The organism is uncultured Escherichia sp., assembly GCF_948475835.1.
Taxonomy (GTDB): Bacteria; Pseudomonadota; Gammaproteobacteria; order Enterobacterales; family Enterobacteriaceae; genus ECMA0423.
The window spans coordinates 51,956-75,482 of sequence record NZ_CAOLGM010000003.1; the positions used below are offsets into that span (position 1 = coordinate 51,956).

A 23,527-nucleotide genomic window follows, 5' to 3' on the forward strand; every position below is an offset into this window, starting at 1 on the left:
ACCGTGTACATATTGGTAGCTAATCAGATATAAAAAAACCCTTATCCGTTTGGATAAGGGGTCAATGAGATATCAGCTGATTACAGCTTCGGACCAGCCGCTACCAGCGCGGCACCCGCAGGGGTGTCAGTGTATTTATCGAAGTTGTCGATAAACAGTTTCGCCAGCGTTTCAGCTTTTTCCTGCCACTGTTCCGGGGAAGCATATGTGTTACGCGGATCAAGGATCCTGGTGTCTACGCCCGGCAGTTCGGTTGGGATCGCCAGGTTAAACATCGGCAAAGTGAAGGTTTCTGCATTATCCAGTGAACCGTTGAGGATGGCGTCGATAATAGCGCGGGTATCTTTAATCGAGATACGTTTGCCAGTGCCGTTCCAGCCAGTGTTAACCAGATACGCCTGCGCGCCCGCTGCCTGCATACGTTTTACCAGCACTTCTGCGTACTGAGTTGGGTGCAGCGACAGGAACGCCGCGCCGAAGCAGGCGGAGAAGGTTGGAGTCGGTTCGGTGATGCCACGCTCAGTCCCGGCCAGTTTGGCGGTGAAGCCAGAGAGGAAGTGGTACTGAGTTTGATCGGCCGTCAGACGAGAAACCGGTGGCAGCACACCAAAGGCGTCTGCGGTCAGGAAGATAACTTTCGTTGCGTGACCCGCTTTTGAAACCGGCTTAACGATGTTATCGATGTGATAGATCGGATAAGAAACGCGGGTGTTCTCGGTTTTTGAACCATCATCAAAGTCGATAGTGCCATCTTCACGCACGGTGACGTTTTCCAGCAACGCATCACGACGGATAGCGTTGTAGATTTCAGGTTCCGCTTCTTTCGACAGCTTGATGGTTTTCGCGTAGCAGCCGCCTTCGAAGTTAAACACACCGTCATCGTCCCAGCCGTGTTCGTCATCGCCAATCAGGCGACGTTTCGGGTCGGTGGAAAGGGTGGTTTTACCAGTACCGGAAAGGCCGAAGAACACCGCAACATCGCCTTTCTCACCAACGTTGGCGGAGCAGTGCATAGAAGCGATACCTTTCAGCGGCAGCAGGTAGTTCATCATCGAGAACATCCCTTTCTTCATTTCGCCGCCGTACCAGGTGCCGCCAATCAGCTGCATGCGCTCGGTCAGGTTAAACGCCACGAAGTTTTCGGAGTTCAGACCCTGTTCTTTCCACTGCGGGTTAGTGCACTTCGCGCCGTTCATAACGATAAAGTCTGGTTTGAAACCTGCCAGCTCTTCATCGCTCGGGCGAATAAACATGTTTTTGACAAAATGCGCCTGCCAGGCCACTTCGGTGATGAAACGGACGGAAAGACGAGTATCCGGGTTCGCACCACAGAAAGCGTCGACAACGAACAGACGTTTGCCGGAAAGCTGCCTGGTCACCAGGCCTTTCAGATGCTGCCAGGTTTCCGGAGAGAGAGGTTTGTTGTCGTTTTTACCTTTGCCTTTGTCTGCCCACCAGAAAGTATCGCGAGTGGTATCGTCACGGACGATATACTTATCTTTTGGTGAACGACCGGTGAAGATCCCGGTATCGACGGCAACGGCACCCAGATTAGTTAACACCCCGCGCTCATAACCTGTCAGGCTCGGATCGAGCTCTTCCTGATACAGCAGGTCGTAGCTTGGGTTGTAAACGATATCATGTACGTCACTGATACCATAAGCCTCGAGTTCTTGCGGGGTCAAACCATTGTTAACGCGCATTTCACTGCTCCTTAGCCAATATGTATTGCCTGAATAGTAAAGTCTTTTTGGGGGTGTTAACCGCGACAAGGCTCATAGATTTACGTATCTGGAGAAATTCATATTTGACAAAAAACTCCGTGATTCCTGTCACGAAACGGTTGCTATTATCGCAGAAATAGCATTTTAGGTGTGGAAAATGTTCTCAAAAGGTTAAATCTTGGTTTATATGGCGGGAATATTGTGAGTGGAATCGCATTCCTTAATGAAATTGATGCAAATTCAATCGGTAAAGTATCGATTCACCACGCTAACTTTTTTTGATTATTTTCTGAAAAAAGCAAAATACTACTGCCCGGATGCGATAATTAACCCACCTTTTGATTCTGGATAACCAACATGGATAACGTTGAACTTTCACCGGCAACACGCTGGGGGATGATTGCTACCGGATTACTTCAGGGGCTGGTTTGCTACCTGTTGATCGCCTGGCTTGCCGGAAAAAATCACAGTTGGATTGTTTATGGCGTGCCTGCGACCGTTGCGTTTTCATCCGTTTTACTCTTCTCCGTGATCTCTTTTAAACAGAAGCGCCTTTGGGGATGGCTGGCGCTGGTGTTTATTGCCACGCTGGGGATGAGCGGCTGGTTGAAGTGGCAAACTGATGGCATGAACCCCTGGAGAGCTGAAAAGGCGATTTGGGATTTTGGCTGCTATCTGCTGTTGATGGCAATGTTGTTGCTACCGTGGATACAACAAAGCCTTCGCATCCGCAATGACAGTAGCCGCTATCGCTATTTTTACCAGTCAGTATGGCATAACGTACTTATATTACTGGTGATTTTTCTCGCCAATGGCTTGACGTGGCTGGTGCTTTTACTGTGGAGTGAGTTGTTTAAACTTGTTGGCATCACGTTTTTCAATACGCTCTTTTTTGCAACCGACTGGTTTATTTATCTCACGTTAGGTCTGGTTACCGCGCTGGCGGTGATCCTCGCGCGAACACAGTCACGTTTAATCGACTCTATTCAAAAGTTGTTCACGTTAATCGCCACGGGGTTGCTGCCGTTAGTATCATTGCTAACCCTGATGTTTATCATCACTCTGCCGTTTACGGGCCTGAGCGCGATTTCTCGCCACATCTCCGCCGCCGGGTTGCTGTTAACGCTGGCCTTTTTGCAATTGATCTTAATGGCTATTGTCCGCGATCCGCAAAAAGCGTCACTTCCCTGGACAGGGCCGTTGCGTTGCCTGATTAAAACCGCTTTGCTGGTTGCTCCGCTGTATGTGTTCGTCGCCGCCTGGGCGTTATGGCTGCGGGTCGCTCAGTACGGCTGGACTGTCGACCGCTTGCAGGGCGTGCTGGCGGTGCTGGTGTTACTGGTGTGGTCGCTGGGGTATTTTGTCAGCATCGTCTGGCGTAAAGGGCAAAATCCCGTTGTTCTTCAGGGCAAAGTGAACCTTGCGGTTTCGTTATTGGTGTTGGTGATACTGGTGCTTCTTAATTCGCCGGTGCTGGACAGTATGCGCATTAGCGTGAACAGCCATATGGCGCGTTATCAGAGCGGCAAAAACACGTCAGACCAGGTAACTATCTACATGCTCGAGCAGAGCGGTCGCTATGGACGTGCTGCGCTTGAGTCGCTGAAAAGCGATGCCGGGTTTATGAAAGACCCGAAACGCGCGCGGGATCTGCTGATGGCGTTAGATGGAGAGCAACATCTTCAGCAACAGGTATCGGAAAAAGTATTAGCCGATAATGTGTTAATTGCCCCTGGTTCTGTTAAACCGGATGCGACATTCTGGTCGGCCTTAATCCAGGATCGCTATAACGTGATGACCTGTATTGAAAAAGACGCCTGCGTCCTGGTCGAGCAAGATCTGAATAGTGATGGTCAGGCGGAGCGGATCCTGTTTGCTTTTAATGATGACAGAGTCATTGTCTATGGCTTTGACTCAGACAGAAAAGAATGGGACGCGCTTGATATGAGTTTACTTCCGAACGAAATAACGAAAGAAAAATTACTCACAGCTGCGAAGGATGGAAAACTGGGGACGAAGCCTAAAGCGTGGCGCGATCTGACGGTAGATGGTGAAACGCTGGAAATAAACTTAAGTAAGTGACAACGCTTTTATCGGATACGACGCTGTATCTGACCAACAATAATTTGCGATTTATTTCATAGGCCTGGTAAGCGCAGCACATCAGGCCATTACGTCGTAAAATCCGGCAGAGCCCTCTCTGCCGGACATACTCATTAATGAACTTGCGGATCTGCCGGAGACGCGTTGTTGCGGATTTCAGCAATATCCATCGCATTGAACAGATAGTGGTTACCGCAGTAATCACAATGCATGTCAATTTCGCCATCTTCCGCCAGGATGCTATCGACTTCTTCATCAGGCAGCGTTTTCAGCGCGTCGGCGCAACGTTCACGCGAGCAGGTGCATTTGAACTCCACATCCTGCGGATCGTAAACCGTCACCTCTTCTTCGTGATACAAACGCCACAACACTTCGTTTGCCGGTAAGGTCAGCAGTTCTTCGGTTTTGATGGTTTCGGTTAGCGTCGCCAGGTGGTCAAAGTCGTCCTGCTGGGCATTTTGCGCAGGCATTACCTGCAACAACATACCGCCTGCAGCCGGTTTGCCGTCTACGTCGCCGGTGCGAATAAACAGGCGCGTCGGCAGCTGTTCAGAACGCATAAAGTAATCTTCCAGGCAGGCCGCCAGGGTATCACCTTCCAGACCAACCACGCCCTGATAGCGTTCGCCTTCGCTCGGGGTAATGGTGATCACCACGTAACCATTGCCGACCAGCGTTTTCAGGTCGGCATTTTCTGGAATTTCGCCCTGCACGCGCGCCACACCGCGCATTTGCTGGTTATTGTTACCGTTAATAACCGCCAGATTCATCGGACCGTCGCCTTGCAGCTGTACGGTGATATCACCATCAAACTTCAGCGTAGCGGTTAACAGGCTGGTCGCAACCAGCAGTTCTGCCAGCACGTTTTTAACGGGCTGCGGATAATCGTGATTCTCAAGGATCTGTTGCAGGGTTTCCGAAACGGTTACCAGTTCGCCGCGCACGGCAAAGTTTTCAAACAGATAGCGATGTAATTGGTCATGTTGCGGCATAATCATCTCTCTTGCAGGTGACAGTTATTCACTGTCGCCGTGTTTAAATCGTAACAGGTCGCGGCGCTCTTTTTTGTCCGGGCGTCGGTCCGGGTGCGGCATGGTTAAGGCATTAAGTTTACGTGCCAGCGCCATTTTTTCGCGTTTCTCTACACTTTCCGCAGTCTCTTCATACAGCAAGGCTGCCTCGCTGGCGGGGCGACGCTGTTCAGTAATCGCCTTTACAATCACCGTGCGTTCGTCATTTCCCTGGCGCAGAGTGAGCGTGGCATTCAGCTCGACGATTTTGCTCGGCTTGCTGCGCTGCCCGTTGTAATGCACCTTACCGCCTTCAATCATTTCACGGGCCAGCGCGCGGGTTTTATAAAAACGGGCAGCCCATAGCCATTTATCCAGTCGAACCTCAACAGCAGGTTTTTCTTTCATGGCGTCTCCTTCACATTAGCGAGGGGATCAGGCGGCGGTAGTCATTCAGTGACGGATGGCGTTGATACTGTTTCTCGGCAATCCCGGAATCAGGATTAGTCACGCCGAGGCAGTAACGAATACCAAATTGCGCGGCAGCATCGAGAATCGCTTCGCTGTCATCAATAAACAGCGTTCTTTCAGCTTTCAGACCCGTAGCTTCGGCCACCGCATGCCATAACCGCTGATCCTCTTTCGGATAACCAAATGTGTGGGTGGAAAGTAATAAATCAAGGTGTGCGTCCAGACCGGTATGCTCAAGTTTTACCGCCAGGTTGTGCGGATGCGCATTGGTGAGCAAAATTCGCTGCTTACCGCTGGCTTTCAGTGCCTCAAGAAACGGAATGGTATCTTCACGCAGTACGGCACGCGGTCCCATCTCGGTGGTCATCGCACAGATATCCAGACCCAGTTGCTCACTCCAGTAATCAAGACAGTACCAGTTTAGCGTATGCTGTACGTCGTGATATTGCTGGCGCATATATTCCATCGCTTCCTGTGGCGTAACCCCGTTTTTCGCGCCCCATGTTTCAGGCACCAGCTTTTGCCAGAAATAGTTATCGAAGGCGAGGTCGAGCAATGTGCCGTCCATATCCAGCAGAACGGTATCTACGTCCTGCCAGGCAATGTTGATATGCATGAGGGAAATCTCCAGAGTGAAGCAATTTGCGCGACAGGGTAGCATAACCTGCCGCGCAAACGTGTTATTCGATAAGGCTTTCTGAAGGGGTGATCAGTTGCGGGTTCAGGCAGCTTTCATAATAGGCCTGAATCTCCATCATGCGAGTGCGATGACGCTGGTAACGACGCCAGGCCTGTACGCCATTGTAAATGGCGCTACCCAGCATCGTCAGTAGCAGCAATGTGGTGCTGAGATAGCGCCACAGGCCGGAACGATCCGGGATCGGATGAAGGCCAATATGCTGCGTACCATTGGCGTCAGTGAAGATTTTTGTGACGATACCTTCGGCGTTAAACGGCGTATGCATCAGCATTTGTGCCAGTTTCTGGAAAGCGTTCCACTGTTCTTGCGGCGGGTAGTCGTAAAGTGATGCCGAAGGCCAGGGCTGATCAACAAAATCGCTGCCTTCGTCGCTGACAATCAGGAATCCGCCGGGGGCCGGACTGTTTAGTGATTGTGCCGCTCGCGCCGTTTCATGCGTGATAAACGGCGCGGTGGAGGTTGCCACCAGGTTATCCAGCGATTCCGCACTCACCGGGCGTAATAACACATTCACGCCATCGAGCTTCCCGGCGTTGGCGCGTTTTACCAGCGCGTCCCAGTCTTTACTGTTGCCGAGATTGACCAGCGCATTTTTCAGTCGCACACAGTCATCTTTGGCAGAACATAAATCCGCTGTCTTCAGTACAATGTCGCCAAAATCATCAAGCAATACCATGCCGGATTTTTGAATCGCTGAACGTAATGAGGCACTGACGCGAGATTCATCTTCCGGTTTAGGGTGCAGCTGGCGATTAACTGCTTCAGTCAATGCCGTCGCTTTGTTGACCAGTTCAGATTCTGGTAATGGTAATGAGCGGGCGTCATTCCAGATGATCTGCGAGCAGTCAAACGGTAAAAAAGGTGAATTGGTTTTCGCGCTCCAGGTTCCGGAAGTGCGAATATTACACATTCCCGTACCGCTAATACGCAATGTATCGCCTACCCGCACGCCAGCGTCAGCCAGTTGTTTTACGCTGGTGGCTTCAATGGTCTGCGCGCCTTTCATCCATGAGAGAGTGAATTTCAGCGGCATATCCAGCGGGATCCAGAATAACAGCATAAACAGCACCAGCAGCGAGCCCGCAGCGATAATCGTACTGCGCAGCCAGTGCTGTAACGGAAAGTTTTTTACTTCATCATGCAGCGAAAGATATCGCCCCTGACGCACTACGTGGCGGTCGAGATAGATATCAATATCGGTTTGTTGACCGAGATCCTGAGCAATGTATGGCTGCCAGTGTGCGGGATAGACCAGGTCGATAATACCGAGTGAAATATTGTTGATCTGTTCCTGATCGTTTTCGCCAAACAATCCCCAACGACGGGGTGTACCGCGCAGACAATGAATTTCTCGCAGGGAGGATTTTGCCGGGGGCGCGAATAGCCCCCACAGACCTGCGCCCAGCAGCAGTAATGCGCCGCCTGCCAGCCACGGAACAAATACATCCGGGGTAATCAGGCAGAAAAAGAACATCAGGAAGGAGGCGACGATCAGCAACGCTTCACGCAGCCCGCGCGGACGACTCAGCGCATATTCTTCATGCGTTTCTTTGCGAATATTGAGTAGCTCGATTTGCTCACTCTCTTCCCCGCGAATCGACGCCTGCGTGGACGGAACAGGTTGCAAGGCATAGCCGCGCGTTTCCTGCATGTACTCCTGCAGCGTATGACCGTTGAGTGAAATAACCAGCGGCAGCGAATCGGTATAAATCAGTTCAACGGTATTCTCATCGTTGATGTATTGTTCCCAGAAAGGGGGCAGGTGGACTTCTACCGAATCGAGGTAGTAACGCCATTTATTCGGATCGTCGGTAGAGATGCCGTAACGCGTGATAGCGTGTGTCAGCATCATGACGTTGTTGCTTTCGGCATTCAGCGCCAGAGAGATCGGTGCCGCGCTAGCTCCCGTTGGGCCAGGCACCTGTAATACCTGCGTCAGGCTCTCAAGATAATTTTCAACGGCGCTACGTTCTTCAGGTGTGAGTTTACGCGTTTGCGCATCCGCGAAGGCGTTGGTCCAGGGCAGCTGACGCCGTCTGGATCGCACTTTTATCAGCCATCCCGCAAGTAGTGAGCAGGCCAGCAAAGCAGCTAAAAAAATCACAATGGTGCTCATGCTTTCCCCATCTTACTTAGTCTGTCAGGCGTGGTCAGTCGCACCAGACACAATACATGATTCTGCGGTTGGCTATCGGCAAGCGTGGAGTTTAACTTGAGCATCATTAAGCACATCACAGTAACCGCTGATCATAGCAAACCCTCTGAAGGCGGAATATCAGCAAATTCCTGGAGTTATTTCAACCTATTGACTTTTAATTTGATTTGAGGACGATTATTTATTAAGTTACATAAATGTAAATAACATGCAATTCACATTGCCGAAAGCGTGTCCGATATCGCACAATAACCGCTGATTTCACAGCATAGATCCCACGATGAGCAAATCATTACAAAAACCCACCATTCTGAATGTTGAAACTGTAGCCCGTTCCCGACTGTTTACCGTCGAGAGCGTGGATCTGGAGTTCAGCAATGGCGTGCGGCGTGTTTATGAACGAATGCGTCCAACCAACCGGGAAGCAGTGATGATTGTGCCGATTGTGGACGATCACCTGATCCTGATCCGCGAATACGCAGTGGGAACTGAATCCTACGAATTAGGTTTTTCGAAAGGTTTAATTGATCCGGGTGAAAGCGTCTACGAAGCCGCTAACCGCGAGCTAAAAGAAGAGGTTGGATTTGGTGCGAACGATCTGACTTTTTTGAAGAAGCTCAGCATGGCACCGTCTTATTTTTCCAGCAAAATGAATATCGTGGTAGCGCAAGATCTCTACCCGGAATCGCTGGAAGGCGATGAGCCAGAGCCGCTACCACAGGTGCGCTGGCCGCTGGCGCATATGATGGATTTGCTGGAAGACCCTGACTTCAACGAAGCGCGTAATGTCAGCGCGCTGTTCCTCGTGCGTGAATGGTTGAAAGGGCAGGGGCGAGTGTAAATGCGTAAAGTTCGCCTGATGCATAATGCTTATCAGGCTTACGAAGTTTCTGCAATATATTGATTTTTCTAGATGTTGCTAGACGGGTAAAGTGTTCACGCCGTATCCGGTATAAACAAAGTGCACTTTGTCAGCAAACTGAAAAAGGCGCCGAAGCGCCTTTTTAATCAGAACAATTCCTGTGCTTCGCCATTATCGATAATGGTCGTACCCACCTCGTGCACCGCTTGTTGTGTCGGCTGCGTACCTTCGATGAAATACTCTTCGCGGCTGTTGCCACCATTAGCTAACTGCCCGGTGCTGCGATCGATTTTCACCGTCACAATACCTGGCGGCGGCGTCAGCGGCTGCTCCGGCACACCTTCAAGAACGGCTTTCATATAAGCGTCCCATGCAGGCTGGGCGCTCTTGGCACCGCCTTCGTAACCTGATATCTGATCTTTAATCGCTCCGGAAGCCGTTGTATGACCGAGATTACGACGGTGATCATCAAAGCCAATCCAGACCGAGGTCACAACGCCCGGACCGTAACCCGAGAACCACGCATCTTTCGAACTGTTAGTGGTACCGGTTTTCCCGCCGATATCGCGACGCTGCAAATCACGACCTGCACGCCAGCCGGTACCCTGCCAGCCTGGCTCACCAAAGATATTGGTGTTCAAAGCACTCTTAATCAGGAATGCCAGCGGAGTGTTGATGACGTGCGGTGCGTACTCCTGCGCGCCAGTCTTCGCCACTAACGCCTGATTTGCCTGCTCCAGCTGCGGCATTGGTACAGAAACATTCTGCTGCTCGCGGGAGATAGCGACATCTTCAACATCGTTATTTTCCAGCACGTTCGATTTCTGCGTATCACCGTAAATCACTGGAATATCGCATTCCGGGCAGGCTACTTTCGGTTTCGCTTCGAAAATCACGCCGCCCTGATCGTTTTCAATTTTGCTGATAAACCACGGGTCCACCAGGAAGCCACCGTTCGCCATGACCGCGTAGCCGCGCGCCACCTGCATTGGGGTGAAGGACGCTGAACCCAGCGCCAGCGATTCGGTGTGGACAATGTTTTGCGCCGGGAAGCCGAAGCGTTGCAGATATTCTGCAGCGTAGTCGACGCCCATCGCCCGCATTGCGCGTACCATCACCACGTTTTTCGACTGACCCAGCCCCTGACGTAAGCGAATTGGACCAGCATACTGCGGTGGTGAGTTCTTCGGCTGCCAGTCAGAACCGGCACCTGCATCCCAGCGAGAAATTGGCACATCGTTCAACATACTTGCCAGCGTCAGACCTTTATCCATCGCCGCGGTGTAGAGGAACGGTTTGATGTTGGAACCCACCTGACGCAGTGCCTGGGTGGCGCGGTTAAACTTGCTCTGATTGAAATCAAAGCCACCGACCAGCGCCATAACGGCACCGTTTTGCGGATTGATCGACACCAGCGCCGAGTTCACTTCCGGCACTTGTGCCAGCCACCATGCATCGCCAACCTGACGAACCCAGATTTGCTGACCCGTTTGCAGAACATCGGTCACTTTACGCGGCGTCGGTCCTTGCTGAGTATCCGAACGGTAAGGACGCGCCCAGCGAACGCCTTCCATACTCAATGCGACGGTCGACCCGTCCGCCAGCATCGCCGTCGCTTGCTGAGGATTGGCGCTGGTGACTGCGGCAGGCAGCAGCGGACCATAGGTTGGCAGCGCCTTCAGCGTATCGGTAATCTTGTTGTTATCCCACGCCGACTCGCCCACTTTCCACAGCACATTTGCCGGGCCGCGATAGCCGTGGCGCATGTCGTAGTCCAGCACGTTATTACGTACCGCCTGCTGTGCGGCCTGCTGCACTTTGCGGGTGATGGTGGTGTAAATGCGATAACCGTCTTCATAGGCACTTTCGCCATAACGGTTATACATCTCCTGGCGCACCATTTCGCTCAGGTACGGCGCAGAGAAAGCAATCTCCGGCGCGTGATAGTTAGCGTTAATCGCCTCAGTGCGTGTCTGATCGAACTGTTGTTGGGTGATATACCCTTCATCCAGCATCCGCGACAGTACGACGTTACGCCGCGCGACGGCACGATCCATTGAGTAGAGCGGATTAAAGGTGGAAGGCGCTTTCGGCAGCCCGGCGATCACAGCCATTTCGTTCAGCGTCAGTTGGTCGACCGTTTTACCGAAATAGACTTGTGCCGCAGCACCGACACCATAGGCGCGGTAACCGAGGTAAATCTTGTTCAGATAAAGCTCGAGGATCTCGTCTTTCGTCAGCAACTGTTCAATGCGAATCGCGAGGAAGACTTCCTTAATCTTACGCATCAGCGTGCGTTCTGGACTGAGGAAGAAATTTCTCGCCAGCTGCTGGGTAATGGTACTCGCCCCTTGTGACGCGTGGCCGGAGAACAGCGCCACACTTGCCGCACGGAAGATCCCCACCGGGTCAACGCCGTGATGCTCGTAGAAGCGGCTGTCTTCCGTCGCGATAAAGGCTTTCACCATCTCCGGTGGGATTTGATCCAACGTAACCGGAATACGACGTTTCTCACCGTATTGAGCAATCAGCTCGCCATCGGCGCTGTAAATCTGCATCGGAATTTGCAGGCGAACATCTTTTAATGTCGCCACATCCGGCAGTTGTGGCTCGATGTAGCGGTATAGGCCATAAATCGAGCCTGCTCCCAGCAGAATGCAACAGACTGCAAGGATCAAAAAATACTTTACGAACTTCACTGGAAATTTCCCATTTAGTTTCATTTGGGCAGTTTATAAACAAACGCGCGGTAGTATAAAGGCAAGCCAGACGCATTGATATACCCGTCAGAGTGACGGGTGATAAGGAGATCATCACAATGGCATTTAAGATCTGGCAAATTGGTTTGCATTTACAACAGCAAGAAGCGGTAGCGGTTGCGATCGTGCGGGGAGCAAAAGAATGCTTTTTGCAACGCTGGTGGCGGTTGCCGCTGGAGAACGACATTATCAAAGATGGGCGGATTGTTGATGCGCAGCAGCTGGCTAAAACGTTGTTACCGTGGAGTCGCGAACTGCCGCAGCGTCATCACATTATGTTGGCGTTTCCCGCCAGTCGCACATTACAGCGGTCATTTCCGCGCCCGTCGATGTCCCTTGGTGAGCGGGAGCAAACGGCCTGGCTGTCAGGGACGATGGCCCGCGAGCTGGATATGGATCCGGACTCCCTGCGCTTCGATTACAGCGAAGACTCACTCAGCCCCGCCTATAACGTGACTGCCGCGCAAAGCAAAGAGCTGGCAACGCTACTTACTCTGGCAGAAAGGTTGCGTGTTCATGTGAGCGCGATCACCCCGGATGCCAGTGCATTACAGCAATTCCTGCCTTTTTTACCTTCTCATCAGCAATGTCTGGCCTGGCGTGATAACGAACAGTGGCTGTGGGCGACACGCTGTCGCTGGGGGCGCAAACTGGCGGTGGGGATGACTAGCGCGAAGGAGCTGGCGGCAGCGTTATCCGTTGATCCCGAAAGCGTCGCGATATGTGGCGAAGGGGGATTTGATCCCTGGGAGGCCGTTTCTGTTCGTCAGCCGCCGCTACCGCCGCCAGGTGGAGACTTTGCCATCGCGCTGGGGCTGGCGCTTGGGAAGGCGTACTGATGAACCCGCCAATTAATTTTTTGCCCTGGCGACAGCAACGCCGGACCGCTTTTCTGCGTTTCTGGTTGCTGATGTTCGTTGCGCCTCTGCTGCTGGCCGTCGGGATAACGCTAATACTGCGTCTGACAGGCAGCGCCGAAGCGCGCATAGACGCAGTTTTGCTTCAGGCGGAACAACAACTCGCCCGCAGCTTACAGATAACGAAGCCACGTTTGCTGGAGCAACAGCAGTTACGCGAACAGCGTTCGCAACGGCAGCGCCAGCGACAATTTACCCGCGACTGGCAATCTGCGCTGGAAGCACTGGCGGCGCTTTTACCCGAGCACGCCTGGCTGACAACGATAAGCTGGCAGCAGGGAACGCTGGAGATCAAGGGGCTGACAACAAGCATTACCGCGTTAAACGCACTAGAAACGTCACTCCGCCAGGATGCGTCTTTTCATCTCAATCAGCGGGGAGCCACGCAGCAGGATGCGCAGGGACGCTGGCAATTTGAGTATCAGTTAACAAGGAAGGTTAGCGATGAACATGTTCTTTGACTGGTGGTTCGCCACATCACCCCGCCTCCGCCAGCTTTGCTGGGCAGTCTGGTTGCTGATGTTAGTTACGCTCATTTTTCTATCATCGACACACCATGAAGAGCGCGACGCATTAATTCGACTACGGGCAAGTCATCACCAGCAGTGGGCCGCACTGTATCGCCTGGTAGACACCACTCCCTTCAGCGAGGAAAAAACGCTGCCCTTTTCGCCACTGGATTTTCAGTTATCCGGCGCGCAACTGGTTTCCTGGCATCCATCCGCGCAGGGAGGCGAGTTGGCGTTGAAAACGCTGTGGGAAGCAGTGCCGTCGGCATTTACACGGCTGGCAGAGCGCAACGTCAGCGTGAGCCGTTTTTCGTTAAGCGTGGAAGGTGATGATCTTTTGTTCACGCTACAACTGGAGACGCCGCATGAGGGTTAAACGCTGGTTGTTGGCAGGTATTGCATTGTGCCTTTTAACCGGTATGCGTGACCCTTTTAAACCGCCGGAAGATCTATGCCGGATTAGCGAACTTAGCCAGTGGCGCTATCAGGGGATGGTAGGGCGAGGCGAGCGCATCATCGGTGTAATAAAAGACGGGCAAAAGAAATGGCGACGGGTGCAGCAAAACGATGTGCTGGAAAACGGCTGGACAATTTTACAGCTGACGCCAGACGTACTAACGCTGGGTACCGGGACAAACTGCGAACCGCCACAATGGTTGTGGCAACGGCAAGGAGATACAAATGAAGCAATGGATAGCCGCACTACTGTTGATGCTGATACCCGGCGTACAGGCGGCAAAGCCGCAAAAAGTGACGCTGATGGTGGATGACGTTCCGGTAGCTCAGGTGTTGCAGGCGCTGGCTGAACAGGAGAAGTTGAACCTGGTCGTGTCGCCAGACGTCAGCGGTACGGTGTCGTTACATCTAACAGATGTTCCCTGGAAGCAGGCACTACAAACTGTAGTGAAAAGCGCCGGACTGATAACGCGGCAGGAAGGCAACATTCTCTCAGTGCATTCCATTGCCTGGCAGAATAACAATATCGCCCGCCAGGAGGCGGAGCAGGCGCGGGCGCAGGCAAATCTGCCGCTGGAAAATCGCAGTATAACCCTGCAATACGCCGACGCGGGAGAACTGGCGAAAGCGGGGGAGAAGCTACTGAGTGCCAAAGGGAGTATGACCGTCGATAAACGCACCAATCGTCTTTTGCTACGAGATACCAAAACGGCGTTAAGCGCGCTTGAACAGTGGGTAGCGCAAATGGATCTGCCGGTCGGGCAGGTTGAGCTGTCGGCGCATATTGTCACCATTAATGAAAAAAGTTTGCGTGAGTTAGGCGTGAAATGGACGCTGGCCGATGCGCAACACGCTGGTGGCGTTGGGCAAGTCACCACGCTTGGTAGCGACCTCTCCGTAGCGACGGCGACAACGCATGTCGGTTTTAACATTGGGCGCATCAACGGACGCTTGCTGGATCTTGAGCTTTCCGCGCTCGAACAAAAACAGCAGCTGGATATTATCGCCAGTCCGCGTCTGCTGGCCTCACATCTTCAGCCTGCCAGCATTAAACAGGGGAGCGAAATTCCATATCAGGTTTCCAGCGGGGAAAGTGGCGCGACGTCGGTGGAATTTAAAGAGGCCGTCCTGGGGATGGAGGTCACGCCCACGGTGTTACAAAAAGGTCGCATCCGGCTGAAATTACACATCAGCCAGAACGTTCCAGGGCAGGTGCTACAGCAGGCCGATGGCGAAGTGCTGGCGATTGATAAGCAGGAGATCGAAACGCAGGTCGAGGTCAAAAGCGGAGAAACGTTGGCGCTGGGCGGCATTTTTACCCGTAAAAATAAATCGGGTCAGGATAGCGTACCGTTGCTTGGCGACATTCCCTGGTTCGGGCAATTATTTCGTCATGACGGAAAAGAAGATGAACGACGCGAGTTAGTGGTGTTTATCACGCCACGACTGGTTTCCAGTGAGTAAACAGCCGTAAAAGCGGTAATGTTTTTATGCTGAACGTGTTTCATCTATTTGACGCGCGCAGGTATTTAGCATACAAGGAGTACCGATTTGAGAGTTGGTGCTCTTCGCTGCCTGCGTTCCATGATGATGATTTATCATTCAGGCGGCATTTTGCTGTCTTTTTTACGCTAATCTTACCCGGTGATTTATCGCCAGAGCGGTGGTAGCAAGGCAGCGCGCTTGCAGCGACCAGATATGCAGAGGGATGGGTGATTTATTCAGTTGCCAAACCCGCTGGAGTATTGAGATAATTTTCAGTCTGACTCTCGCAATATCTTATGAGGTTTCAGTTCATGTCCTGCGGCGCTCTCTGAGCGAAGCGGGTTTATCATTAACGAATAGTCTTAGTAGTACCGAAAAAATGGCAGAGAAACGCAATATCTTTCTGGTTGGGCCTATGGGTGCCGGAAAAAGCACTATTGGGCGCCAGTTAGCTCAACAACTCAATATGGAATTTTACGATTCCGATCAAGAGATTGAGAAACGAACCGGAGCTGATGTGGGCTGGGTTTTCGATTTAGAAGGCGAAGAAGGCTTCCGCGATCGCGAAGAAAAGGTCATCAATGAGTTGACCGAGAAACAGGGTATTGTGCTGGCTACTGGCGGCGGCTCTGTGAAATCCCGTGAAACGCGTAACCGTCTTTCCGCTCGTGGCGTTGTCGTTTATCTTGAAACGACTATCGAAAAGCAACTTGCACGCACGCAGCGTGATAAAAAACGCCCGTTGCTGCACGTTGAAACACCGCCGCGTGAAGTTCTGGAAGCGTTGGCCAATGAACGCAATCCGCTGTATGAAGAGATTGCCGACGTGACCATTCGTACTGATGATCAAAGCGCTAAAGTGGTTGCAAACCAGATTATTCACATGCTGGAAAGCAACTAATTCTGGCTTTATATACACTCGTCTGCGGGTACAGTAATTAAGGTGGATGTCGCGTTATGGAGAGGATTGTCGTTACTCTCGGGGAACGTAGTTACCCAATTACCATCGCATCTGGTTTGTTTAATGAACCAGCTTCATTCTTACCGCTGAAATCGGGCGAGCAGGTCATGTTGGTCACCAACGAAACCCTGGCTCCTCTGTATCTCGATAAGGTCCGCGGCGTACTTGAACAGGCGGGTGTTAACGTCGATAGCGTTATCCTCCCTGACGGCGAGCAGTATAAAAGCCTGGCTGTACTCGATACCGTCTTTACGGCGTTGTTACAAAAGCCGCATGGTCGCGATACTACGCTGGTGGCGCTTGGCGGCGGCGTAGTGGGCGATCTGACCGGCTTCGCGGCGGCGAGTTATCAGCGCGGTGTTCGTTTCATTCAAGTCCCGACGACGTTACTGTCGCAGGTCGATTCCTCCGTTGGCGGCAAAACTGCGGTCAACCATCCCCTCGGTAAAAACATGATTGGCGCGTTCTACCAGCCTGCTTCAGTGGTGGTGGATCTCGACTGTCTGAAAACGCTTCCCCCGCGTGAGTTAGCGTCGGGGCTGGCAGAAGTCATCAAATACGGCATTATTCTTGACGGTGCGTTTTTTAACTGGCTGGAAGAGAATCTGGATGCGTTGTTGCGTCTGGACGGTCCGGCAATGGCGTACTGTATTCGCCGTTGTTGTGAACTGAAGGCAGAAGTTGTCGCCGCCGACGAGCGCGAAACCGGGTTACGTGCTTTACTGAATCTGGGACACACCTTTGGTCATGCCATTGAAGCTGAAATGGGGTATGGCAATTGGTTACATGGTGAAGCGGTCGCTGCGGGTATGGTGATGGCGGCGCGGACGTCGGAACGTCTCGGGCAGTTTAGTTCTGCCGAAACGCAGCGTATTATAACCCTGCTCAAGCGGGCTGGGTTACCGGTCAATGGGCCGCGCGAAATGTCCGCGCAGGCGTATTTACCGCATATGCTGCGTGACAAGAAAGTCCTTGCGGGAGAGATACGCTTAATTCTTCCGTTGGCAATTGGTAAGAGTGAAGTTCGCAGCGGCGTTTCGCACGAGCTTGTTCTTAACGCCATTGCCGATTGTCAATCAGCGTAACAACAAGAAAGGTCAGGCCGCTTATCAAGCGGTCTATTAGCTTCAGGTTAATTGCAACGTGGTAAGCATTAACCTTTTAGTGGGGTGTTAAATGGATGAATTCAAACCAGAAGACGAGCTGAAACCCGATCCCAGCGATCGTCGTACTGGTCGTTCTCGTCAATCTTCTGAACGTTCTGAGCGTACTGAACGTGGCGAACCGCAGATCAATTTTGATGATATTGAACTTGATGACACTGACGATCGCCGTCCGACTCGTGCGCAAAAAGAGCGCAATGAGGAACCGGAAATCGAAGAAGAAATTGACGAATCCGAAGATGAAACCGTGGATGAAGAGCGCGTAGAGCGTCGTCCGCGTAAGCGCAAAAAAGCAGCCAGTAAACCCGCTTCTCGTCAGTATATGATGATGGGCGTCGGCATTCTGGTTCTACTGCTGTTGATCATCGGTATCGGTTCTGCGCTAAAAGCCCCCTCGACCTCTTCCAGCGATCAAACCGCGTCTGGCGAGAAGAGTATTGATCTTGCAGGCAATGCGACCGATCAGGCGAATGGGGTGCAGCCAGCGCCGGGAACCACGTCTGCGGAAAATACTCAGCAGGATGTTTCTCTGCCACCGATCTCTTCTACGCCGACTCAAGGGCAAACCCCGGCGGCAACGGATGGTCAACAACGTGTTGAAGTGCAGGGTGACCTGAACAATGCGCTGACCCAGCCACAAAATCAGCAACAGTTGAACAATGTGGCGGTCAATTCTACATTGCCGACTGAACCAGCAACTGTCGCGCCAGTACGCAATGGCAATGCATCCCGTGAAACGGCGAAAACGCAAACTGCTGAACGTCCGGCCACTACGCGTCCAGCTCGTCAGCAGGCGGTGATTGAACCGAAAAAACCGCAAGCAACCGTGAAAACGGAACCGAAGTCGGTAGCACAGACGCCGAAGCGTACTGAACCAGCTGCTCCTGTGGCGAGCACGAAGGCACCGGCTGCGACTTCTGCGCCAGCACCAAAAGAGACGGCGACTACGGCTCCAGTACAGACGGCATCCCCGGCGCAAACCACGGCAACACCAGCCGCTGGAGGGAAGACCGCAGGTAATGTTGGTTCGTTGAAATCGGCACCGTCCAGCCATTACACTCTGCAGCTGAGCAGTTCCTCTAACTACGACAACCTGAACGGTTGGGCGAAGAAAGAGAATCTGAAAAACTACGTTGTCTATGAAACGACGCGTAATGGTCAGCCGTGGTATGTCCTGGTTTCTGGCGTGTACGCTTCGAAAGAAGAGGCGAAAAAAGCGGTATCTACATTGCCAGCAGATGTTCAGGCCAAAAACCCGTGGGCGAAACCGCTGCGTCAGGTACAGGCCGATCTGAAGTAATCAAGGTTATCTCCCGCAATGGGTTATCGTTGCGGGAGTTGCCTGAAGCGCTGGATGCTGTCGGAGCTTTCTCCACAGCCGGAGAAGGTGTAATTAGTTAGTCAGCATGAAGAAAAATCGCGCTTTTTTGAAGTGGGCAGGGGGCAAGTATCCCCTGCTTGATGATATTAAACGGCATTTGCCCAAGGGCGAATGTCTGGTTGAGCCTTTTGTAGGTGCCGGGTCGGTGTTTCTCAACACCGACTTTTCTCGTTATATCCTTGCCGATATCAATAGCGACCTGATCAGTCTCTATAACATTGTGAAAATGCGTACTGATGAGTACGTACAGGCCGCACGCGAGCTGTTTGTTCCCGAAACAAATTGCGCCGAGGTTTACTATCAGTTCCGCGAAGAGTTCAACAAAAGCCAGGATCCGTTCCGTCGGGCGGTACTGTTTTTATATTTGAACCGCTACGGTTACAACGGCCTGTGTCGTTACAATCTGCGCGGTGAGTTTAACGTGCCGTTTGGCCGCTACAAAAAACCCTATTTCCCGGAAGCAGAGTTGTATCACTTCGCTGAAAAAGCGCAGAATGCCTTTTTCTATTGTGAGTCTTACGCCGATAGCATGGCGCGCGCAGATGATGCATCCGTCGTCTATTGCGATCCGCCTTATGCACCGCTGTCTGCGACCGCCAACTTTACGGCGTATCACACAAACAGTTTTACGCTTGAACAACAAGCGCATCTGGCGGAGATCGCCGAAGGTCTGGTTGAGCGCCATATTCCAGTGCTGATCTCCAATCACGATACGATGTTAACGCGTGAGTGGTATCAGCGCGCAAAATTGCATGTCGTCAAAGTTCGACGCAGTATAAGCAGCAACGGCGGCACACGTAAAAAGGTGGACGAACTGCTGGCTTTGTACAAACCAGGAGTCGTTTCACCCGCGAAAAAATAATTCTCAAGGAGAAGCGGATGAAACAGTATTTGATTGCCCCCTCAATTCTGTCGGCTGATTTTGCCCGCCTGGGTGAAGATACCGCAAAAGCCCTGGCAGCTGGCGCTGATGTCGTGCATTTTGACGTCATGGATAACCACTATGTTCCCAATCTGACGATTGGACCAATGGTGCTGAAATCCTTGCGTAACTACGGCATTACCGCCCCTATCGACGTACATCTGATGGTGAAACCCGTCGATCGCATTGTGCCTGATTTCGCTGCCGCTGGTGCCAGCATCATTACCTTTCATCCAGAAGCCTCCGAGCATGTTGACCGCACGCTGCAACTGATTAAAGAAAATGGCTGTAAAGCGGGTCTGGTATTTAACCCGGCGACACCGCTGAGCTATCTGGATTACGTGATGGATAAGCTGGATGTGATCCTGCTGATGTCCGTCAACCCTGGTTTCGGCGGTCAGTCTTTCATTCCTCAAACACTGGATAAACTGCGCGAAGTACGTCGCCGTATCGACGAGTCTGGCTTTGACATTCGTCTGGAAGTGGACGGTGGCGTGAAGGTGAACAACATTGGCGAAATCGCTGCAGCGGGCGCGGATATGTTCGTTGCCGGTTCGGCAATCTTCGACCAGCCAGACTACAAAAAAGTCATTGATGAAATGCGCAGTGAACTGGCAAAGGTAAGTCATGAATAAGTTTGAAGATATTCGCGGCGTCGCTTTTGATCTTGATGGTACGCTGGTTGACAGTGCTCCTGGTCTTGCTGCTGCGGTAGATATGGCGCTGTATGCGCTGGAGTTGCCCGTCGCAGGTGAAGAACGCGTTATTACCTGGATTGGTAACGGCGCAGATGTTCTGATGGAGCGCGCATTGACCTGGGCGCGTCAGGAACGTGCGACCCTGCGTAAAACAATGGGCAAACCGCCCGTTGATGACGACATTCCGGCAGAAGAACAGGTACGTATTCTGCGTAAACTGTTCGATCGCTACTATGGCGAGGTTGCCGAAGAGGGGACGTTTTTGTTCCCGCACGTTGCCGATACGTTGGGCGCGTTGCAGGCTAAAGGCCTGCCGCTAGGCCTGGTCACCAACAAACCGACGCCGTTCGTTGCACCACTGCTCGAAGCCTTAGATATTGCCAAATACTTTAGCGTGGTTATCGGCGGCGATGATGTGCAAAACAAAAAACCGCATCCGGACCCGCTGTTACTGGTGGCTGAGCGGATGGGAATTGCTCCACAACAGATGCTGTTTGTTGGCGACTCACGCAATGATATTCAGGCGGCAAAAGCGGCAGGTTGCCCATCCGTTGGCTTAACCTACGGATATAACTACGGCGAGGCTATCGATCTCAGCCAGCCTGATGTAATTTATCAGTCTATAAATGACCTTCTGCCCGCATTAGGGCTTCCGCATAGCGAAAATCAGGAATCGAAAAATGACTAAGCCCATCGTTTTTAGTGGCGCACAGCCCTCAGGTGAATTGACCATTGGTAACTACATGGGTGCGCTGCGTCAGTGGGTAAACATGCAGGATGACTACCATTGCATTTACTGTATCGTTGACCAACACGCGATCACCGTGCGCCAGGATGCACAGAAGCTGCGTAAAGCGACGCTGGATACGCTGGCCTTGTATCTGGCTTGTGGTATCGATCCTGAGAAAAGCACCATTTTTGTTCAGTCCCACGTACCAGAACATGCGCAGTTAGGCTGGGCACTGAACTGCTATACCTACTTCGGCGAACTGAGCCGCATGACGCAGTTTAAAGATAAATCTGCGCGTTATGCCGAGAACATCAACGCTGGTCTGTTTGACTATCCGGTGCTGATGGCTGCGGACATTCTGCTGTATCAAACCAACCTGGTGCCGGTGGGGGAAGACCAGAAACAGCACCTGGAACTGAGCCGCGATATCGCTCAGCGTTTCAACGCGCTGTATGGCGATATCTTTAAGGTGCCGGAGCCGTTTATTCCGAAATCTGGCGCGCGCGTAATGTCGCTGCTGGAGCCGACCAAGAAGATGTCCAAGTCTGACGATAACCGCAATAACGTTATCGGCCTGCTGGAAGACCCGAAATCGGTAGTGAAGAAAATCAAACGCGCGGTCACTGACTCCGACGAGCCGCCGGTAGTTCGCTACGATGTGCAGAACAAAGCGGGCGTTTCCAACCTGTTGGATATCCTTTCTGCGGTAACGGGCCAGAGCATCCCGGAACTGGAAAAACAGTTCGAAGGCAAGATGTATGGTCATCTGAAAGGTGAAGTGGCTGATGCCGTTTCCGGTATGCTGACTGAATTGCAGGAACGCTATCACCGTTTCCGCAACGATGAAGCCTTCCTGCAACAGGTGATGAAAGATGGCGCAGAAAAAGCCAGTGTACACGCTTCCCGTACGCTGAAAGCGGTGTACGAAGCGATTGGTTTTGTGGCGAAGCCGTAATATCAAAACGCTCGGACGGTCCCCTCGCCCCTTTGGGGAGAGGGTTAGGGTGAGGGGAGCAGGCAAGCGCCAGTGGGAATTACCCTTTGCTCGCATTGTCGAATAAATCACTTCGTCATCACTCTGAAACCGGGGAAACCCGGTTTTTTTATCCTCATTTGCAATAATCCGAAAAAATGTGAAGCGCCTCGCCGTTTCCACATCTCACAGTTGCCACTTATCTTCATTTTAATGAGGATATAAACATTCATTTTATTGAAAATATATTATGCGTCGAACGTTTATCAAAAAAGAAGGCGTCGTTATCACGACGCTGGCCCGTTATTTGTTGGGTGAAAAATGCGGTAATAGGTTGAAAACCATAGATGAGCTGGCAACTGAATGCCGTTCATCGGTTGGCCTGACGCAGGCCGCGTTGAAAACGCTGGAATCAAGCGGAGCGATACGGATTGAACGCCGTGGGCGCAATGGCAGTTATCTGGTCGAGATGGATAACAAAGCATTGCTGAGTCATGTGGATATCAACAACGTGGTATGTGCGATGCCTTTGCCCTATACCCGCTTGTACGAAGGTTTAGCGAGCGGGCTGAAAGCTCAGTTTGATGGCATTCCTTTTTACTATGCGCATATGCGCGGCGCGGATATTCGCGTGGAGTGTTTACTTAACGGCGTGTATGACATGGCGGTGGTTTCCCGACTGGCGGCGGAAAGTTATCTCACGCAAAAAGGGTTATGCCTCGCGCTGGAGTTGGGGCCGCACACCTACGTTGGCGAGCACCAGTTGATTTGCCGTAAAGGCGAGTCCGCAAACGTGAAGCGCGTGGGGCTGGATAACCGTTCGGCGGATCAGAAAATCATGACCGATGTTTTTTTTGGCGGTAGTGATGTGGAACGAGTCGATCTCTCTTATCACGAGAGTTTACAACGCATTGTTAAAGGCGATGTCGATGCGGTGATCTGGAACGTGGTGGCGGAAAACGAACTGACCATGCTGGGATTAGAGGCGACGCCGCTCACAGACGATCCGCGATTTTTACAGGCCACCGAAGCCGTGGTCCTGACGCGAGTCGATGATTACCCAATGCAACAACTGCTGCGTGCCGTTGTAGATAAACACGCCCTGCTCGCCCATCAACAACGGGTAGTGAGTGGGGAACAGGAACCGAGTTATTAAACGAAAGGCATCTGATATGGAAACCAGACTCAACCTGCTTTGCGAGGCAGGCGTTATTGATAAGGACATCTGCAAAGGCATGATGCAGGTCGTCAACGTACTGGAAACAGAGTGCCATCTGCCGGTGCGCAGTGAGCAAGGAACGATGGCGATGACACATATGGCGAGTGCACTGATGCGCAGTCGCCGTGGTGAAGAAATAGAGCCGCTGGATAACGAATTGCTGGCAGAGCTGGCGCAATCCAGCCACTGGCAAGCCGTTGTGCAATTGCATCAGGTGTTGTTGAAGGAATTCGCACTGGAAGTTAACCCGTGTGAAGAAGGCTATTTGCTGGCCAACCTTTATGGATTATGGATGGCTGCTAACGAAGAGGTTTGAAGCTCCCGACAAA

Annotated in this window: 22 protein-coding genes; 16 read left to right on the top strand and 6 right to left on the bottom strand. The window is 52.1% G+C overall.

The window, feature by feature from the left end; all coding sequences use genetic code 11:
• Positions 1-80: 80 nt before the first annotated feature.
• Entirely contained in the window at positions 81-1,703 is a 1,623-nt protein-coding gene (pckA, locus tag QZF50_RS01285) for a phosphoenolpyruvate carboxykinase (ATP) (RefSeq protein WP_001440824.1), read from the bottom strand.
• Positions 1,704-2,081: 378 nt separating this feature from the next.
• Here pckA and QZF50_RS01290 point away from each other — a divergent pair, with 378 nt between their 5' ends.
• Positions 2,082-3,806, top strand: a complete 1,725-nt coding sequence (locus QZF50_RS01290) for a DUF4153 domain-containing protein (RefSeq protein ID WP_001472424.1) — start codon at positions 2,082-2,084, stop codon at positions 3,804-3,806.
• 134 nt (positions 3,807-3,940) lie between these two features.
• Here QZF50_RS01290 and hslO read toward each other — a convergent pair whose 3' ends face one another.
• The 4 genes from hslO to igaA form a co-directional block, all read right to left on the bottom strand.
• Positions 3,941-4,819 carry an Hsp33 family molecular chaperone HslO gene (gene hslO, locus QZF50_RS01295; RefSeq protein WP_001135574.1) on the bottom strand — a complete coding sequence of 293 codons (879 nt, stop codon included), beginning with the start codon at positions 4,817-4,819 and terminating at the stop codon, positions 3,941-3,943.
• 24 nt (positions 4,820-4,843) lie between these two features.
• Positions 4,844-5,245, bottom strand: coding sequence for a ribosome-associated heat shock protein Hsp15 (hslR, locus tag QZF50_RS01300; RefSeq protein WP_000660483.1), 402 nt, complete (start codon positions 5,243-5,245; stop codon positions 4,844-4,846).
• A 10-nt stretch (positions 5,246-5,255) separates the two neighbouring features.
• Positions 5,256-5,924 (bottom strand): GMP/IMP nucleotidase, encoded by a 669-nt coding sequence (gene yrfG, locus QZF50_RS01305; protein WP_001295168.1) that lies wholly within the window; start codon positions 5,922-5,924, stop codon positions 5,256-5,258.
• Between the two features lie 64 nt (positions 5,925-5,988).
• Positions 5,989-8,124: an intracellular growth attenuator protein IgaA gene (gene igaA, locus QZF50_RS01310; RefSeq protein ID WP_000104549.1), complete on the bottom strand. Its 2,136-nt coding sequence runs from the start codon at positions 8,122-8,124 to the stop codon at positions 5,989-5,991.
• Positions 8,125-8,443: 319 nt separating this feature from the next.
• On the opposite strand from igaA, the gene nudE reads away from it, so the two are divergent.
• Positions 8,444-9,004 (top strand): ADP compounds hydrolase NudE, encoded by a 561-nt coding sequence (gene nudE, locus QZF50_RS01315; RefSeq protein ID WP_000045744.1) that lies wholly within the window; start codon positions 8,444-8,446, stop codon positions 9,002-9,004.
• Positions 9,005-9,171: 167 nt separating this feature from the next.
• Here the strand turns inward: nudE and mrcA are convergent, their stop codons facing one another.
• Positions 9,172-11,724, bottom strand: coding sequence for a peptidoglycan glycosyltransferase/peptidoglycan DD-transpeptidase MrcA (gene mrcA, locus QZF50_RS01320; RefSeq protein WP_001367029.1), 2,553 nt, complete (start codon positions 11,722-11,724; stop codon positions 9,172-9,174).
• A gap of 119 nt (positions 11,725-11,843) precedes the next feature.
• Here mrcA and hofM point away from each other — a divergent pair, with 119 nt between their 5' ends.
• The 14 genes from hofM (at position 11,844) to QZF50_RS01390 (ending at position 23,514) form a co-directional block, all read left to right on the top strand.
• The gene (gene hofM, locus QZF50_RS01325; protein ID WP_001315880.1) at positions 11,844-12,623 is read left to right on the top strand and encodes a DNA utilization protein HofM; all 780 of its coding nucleotides are present in this window, start codon (positions 11,844-11,846) and stop codon (positions 12,621-12,623) included.
• A complete protein-coding gene (gene hofN, locus QZF50_RS01330; protein WP_001069315.1) occupies positions 12,623-13,162 on the top strand; it encodes a DNA utilization protein HofN in 540 nt (179 codons plus the stop codon). Before hofM ends, hofN begins: the two co-directional genes overlap by 1 nt.
• Entirely contained in the window at positions 13,146-13,586 is a 441-nt protein-coding gene (gene hofO, locus QZF50_RS01335; protein ID WP_001055763.1) for a DNA utilization protein HofO, read from the top strand. The genes hofN and hofO overlap by 17 nt, the downstream gene beginning before the upstream one ends.
• On the top strand, positions 13,576-13,980 hold the full coding sequence (gene hofP / locus QZF50_RS01340) for a DNA utilization protein HofP (RefSeq protein ID WP_001264141.1): 405 nt from the start codon (positions 13,576-13,578) through the stop codon (positions 13,978-13,980). Before hofO ends, hofP begins: the two co-directional genes overlap by 11 nt.
• Positions 13,892-15,130 (top strand): DNA uptake porin HofQ, encoded by a 1,239-nt coding sequence (gene hofQ / locus QZF50_RS01345; RefSeq protein WP_290388810.1) that lies wholly within the window; start codon positions 13,892-13,894, stop codon positions 15,128-15,130. Before hofP ends, hofQ begins: the two co-directional genes overlap by 89 nt.
• A 400-nt stretch (positions 15,131-15,530) precedes the next feature.
• On the top strand, positions 15,531-16,052 hold the full coding sequence (gene aroK / locus QZF50_RS01350) for a shikimate kinase AroK (RefSeq protein ID WP_000818618.1): 522 nt from the start codon (positions 15,531-15,533) through the stop codon (positions 16,050-16,052).
• A 56-nt stretch (positions 16,053-16,108) separates the two neighbouring features.
• Positions 16,109-17,197 (top strand): 3-dehydroquinate synthase, encoded by a 1,089-nt coding sequence (gene aroB, locus QZF50_RS01355; protein ID WP_000439846.1) that lies wholly within the window; start codon positions 16,109-16,111, stop codon positions 17,195-17,197.
• A gap of 91 nt (positions 17,198-17,288) precedes the next feature.
• Positions 17,289-18,575, top strand: a complete 1,287-nt coding sequence (gene damX, locus QZF50_RS01360) for a cell division protein DamX (protein ID WP_000343203.1) — start codon at positions 17,289-17,291, stop codon at positions 18,573-18,575.
• Positions 18,576-18,681: 106 nt separating this feature from the next.
• Positions 18,682-19,518 (top strand): adenine-specific DNA-methyltransferase, encoded by an 837-nt coding sequence (gene dam / locus QZF50_RS01365; RefSeq protein ID WP_000742143.1) that lies wholly within the window; start codon positions 18,682-18,684, stop codon positions 19,516-19,518.
• A 17-nt stretch (positions 19,519-19,535) separates the two neighbouring features.
• On the top strand, positions 19,536-20,213 hold the full coding sequence (gene rpe / locus QZF50_RS01370; protein ID WP_000816280.1) for a ribulose-phosphate 3-epimerase: 678 nt from the start codon (positions 19,536-19,538) through the stop codon (positions 20,211-20,213).
• Positions 20,206-20,964, top strand: a complete 759-nt coding sequence (gph, locus tag QZF50_RS01375; RefSeq protein WP_001031720.1) for a phosphoglycolate phosphatase — start codon at positions 20,206-20,208, stop codon at positions 20,962-20,964. Before rpe ends, gph begins: the two co-directional genes overlap by 8 nt.
• Entirely contained in the window at positions 20,957-21,961 is a 1,005-nt protein-coding gene (trpS, locus tag QZF50_RS01380) for a tryptophan--tRNA ligase (RefSeq protein ID WP_001472409.1), read from the top strand. The genes gph and trpS overlap by 8 nt, the downstream gene beginning before the upstream one ends.
• Before the next feature lie 268 nt (positions 21,962-22,229).
• Positions 22,230-23,135 carry a GntR family transcriptional regulator YhfZ gene (yhfZ, locus tag QZF50_RS01385; protein WP_001254820.1) on the top strand — a complete coding sequence of 302 codons (906 nt, stop codon included), beginning with the start codon at positions 22,230-22,232 and terminating at the stop codon, positions 23,133-23,135.
• A gap of 16 nt (positions 23,136-23,151) precedes the next feature.
• The gene (locus QZF50_RS01390) at positions 23,152-23,514 is read left to right on the top strand and encodes a PRD domain protein (protein WP_001295165.1); all 363 of its coding nucleotides are present in this window, start codon (positions 23,152-23,154) and stop codon (positions 23,512-23,514) included.
• Positions 23,515-23,527: the final 13 nt, after the last annotated feature.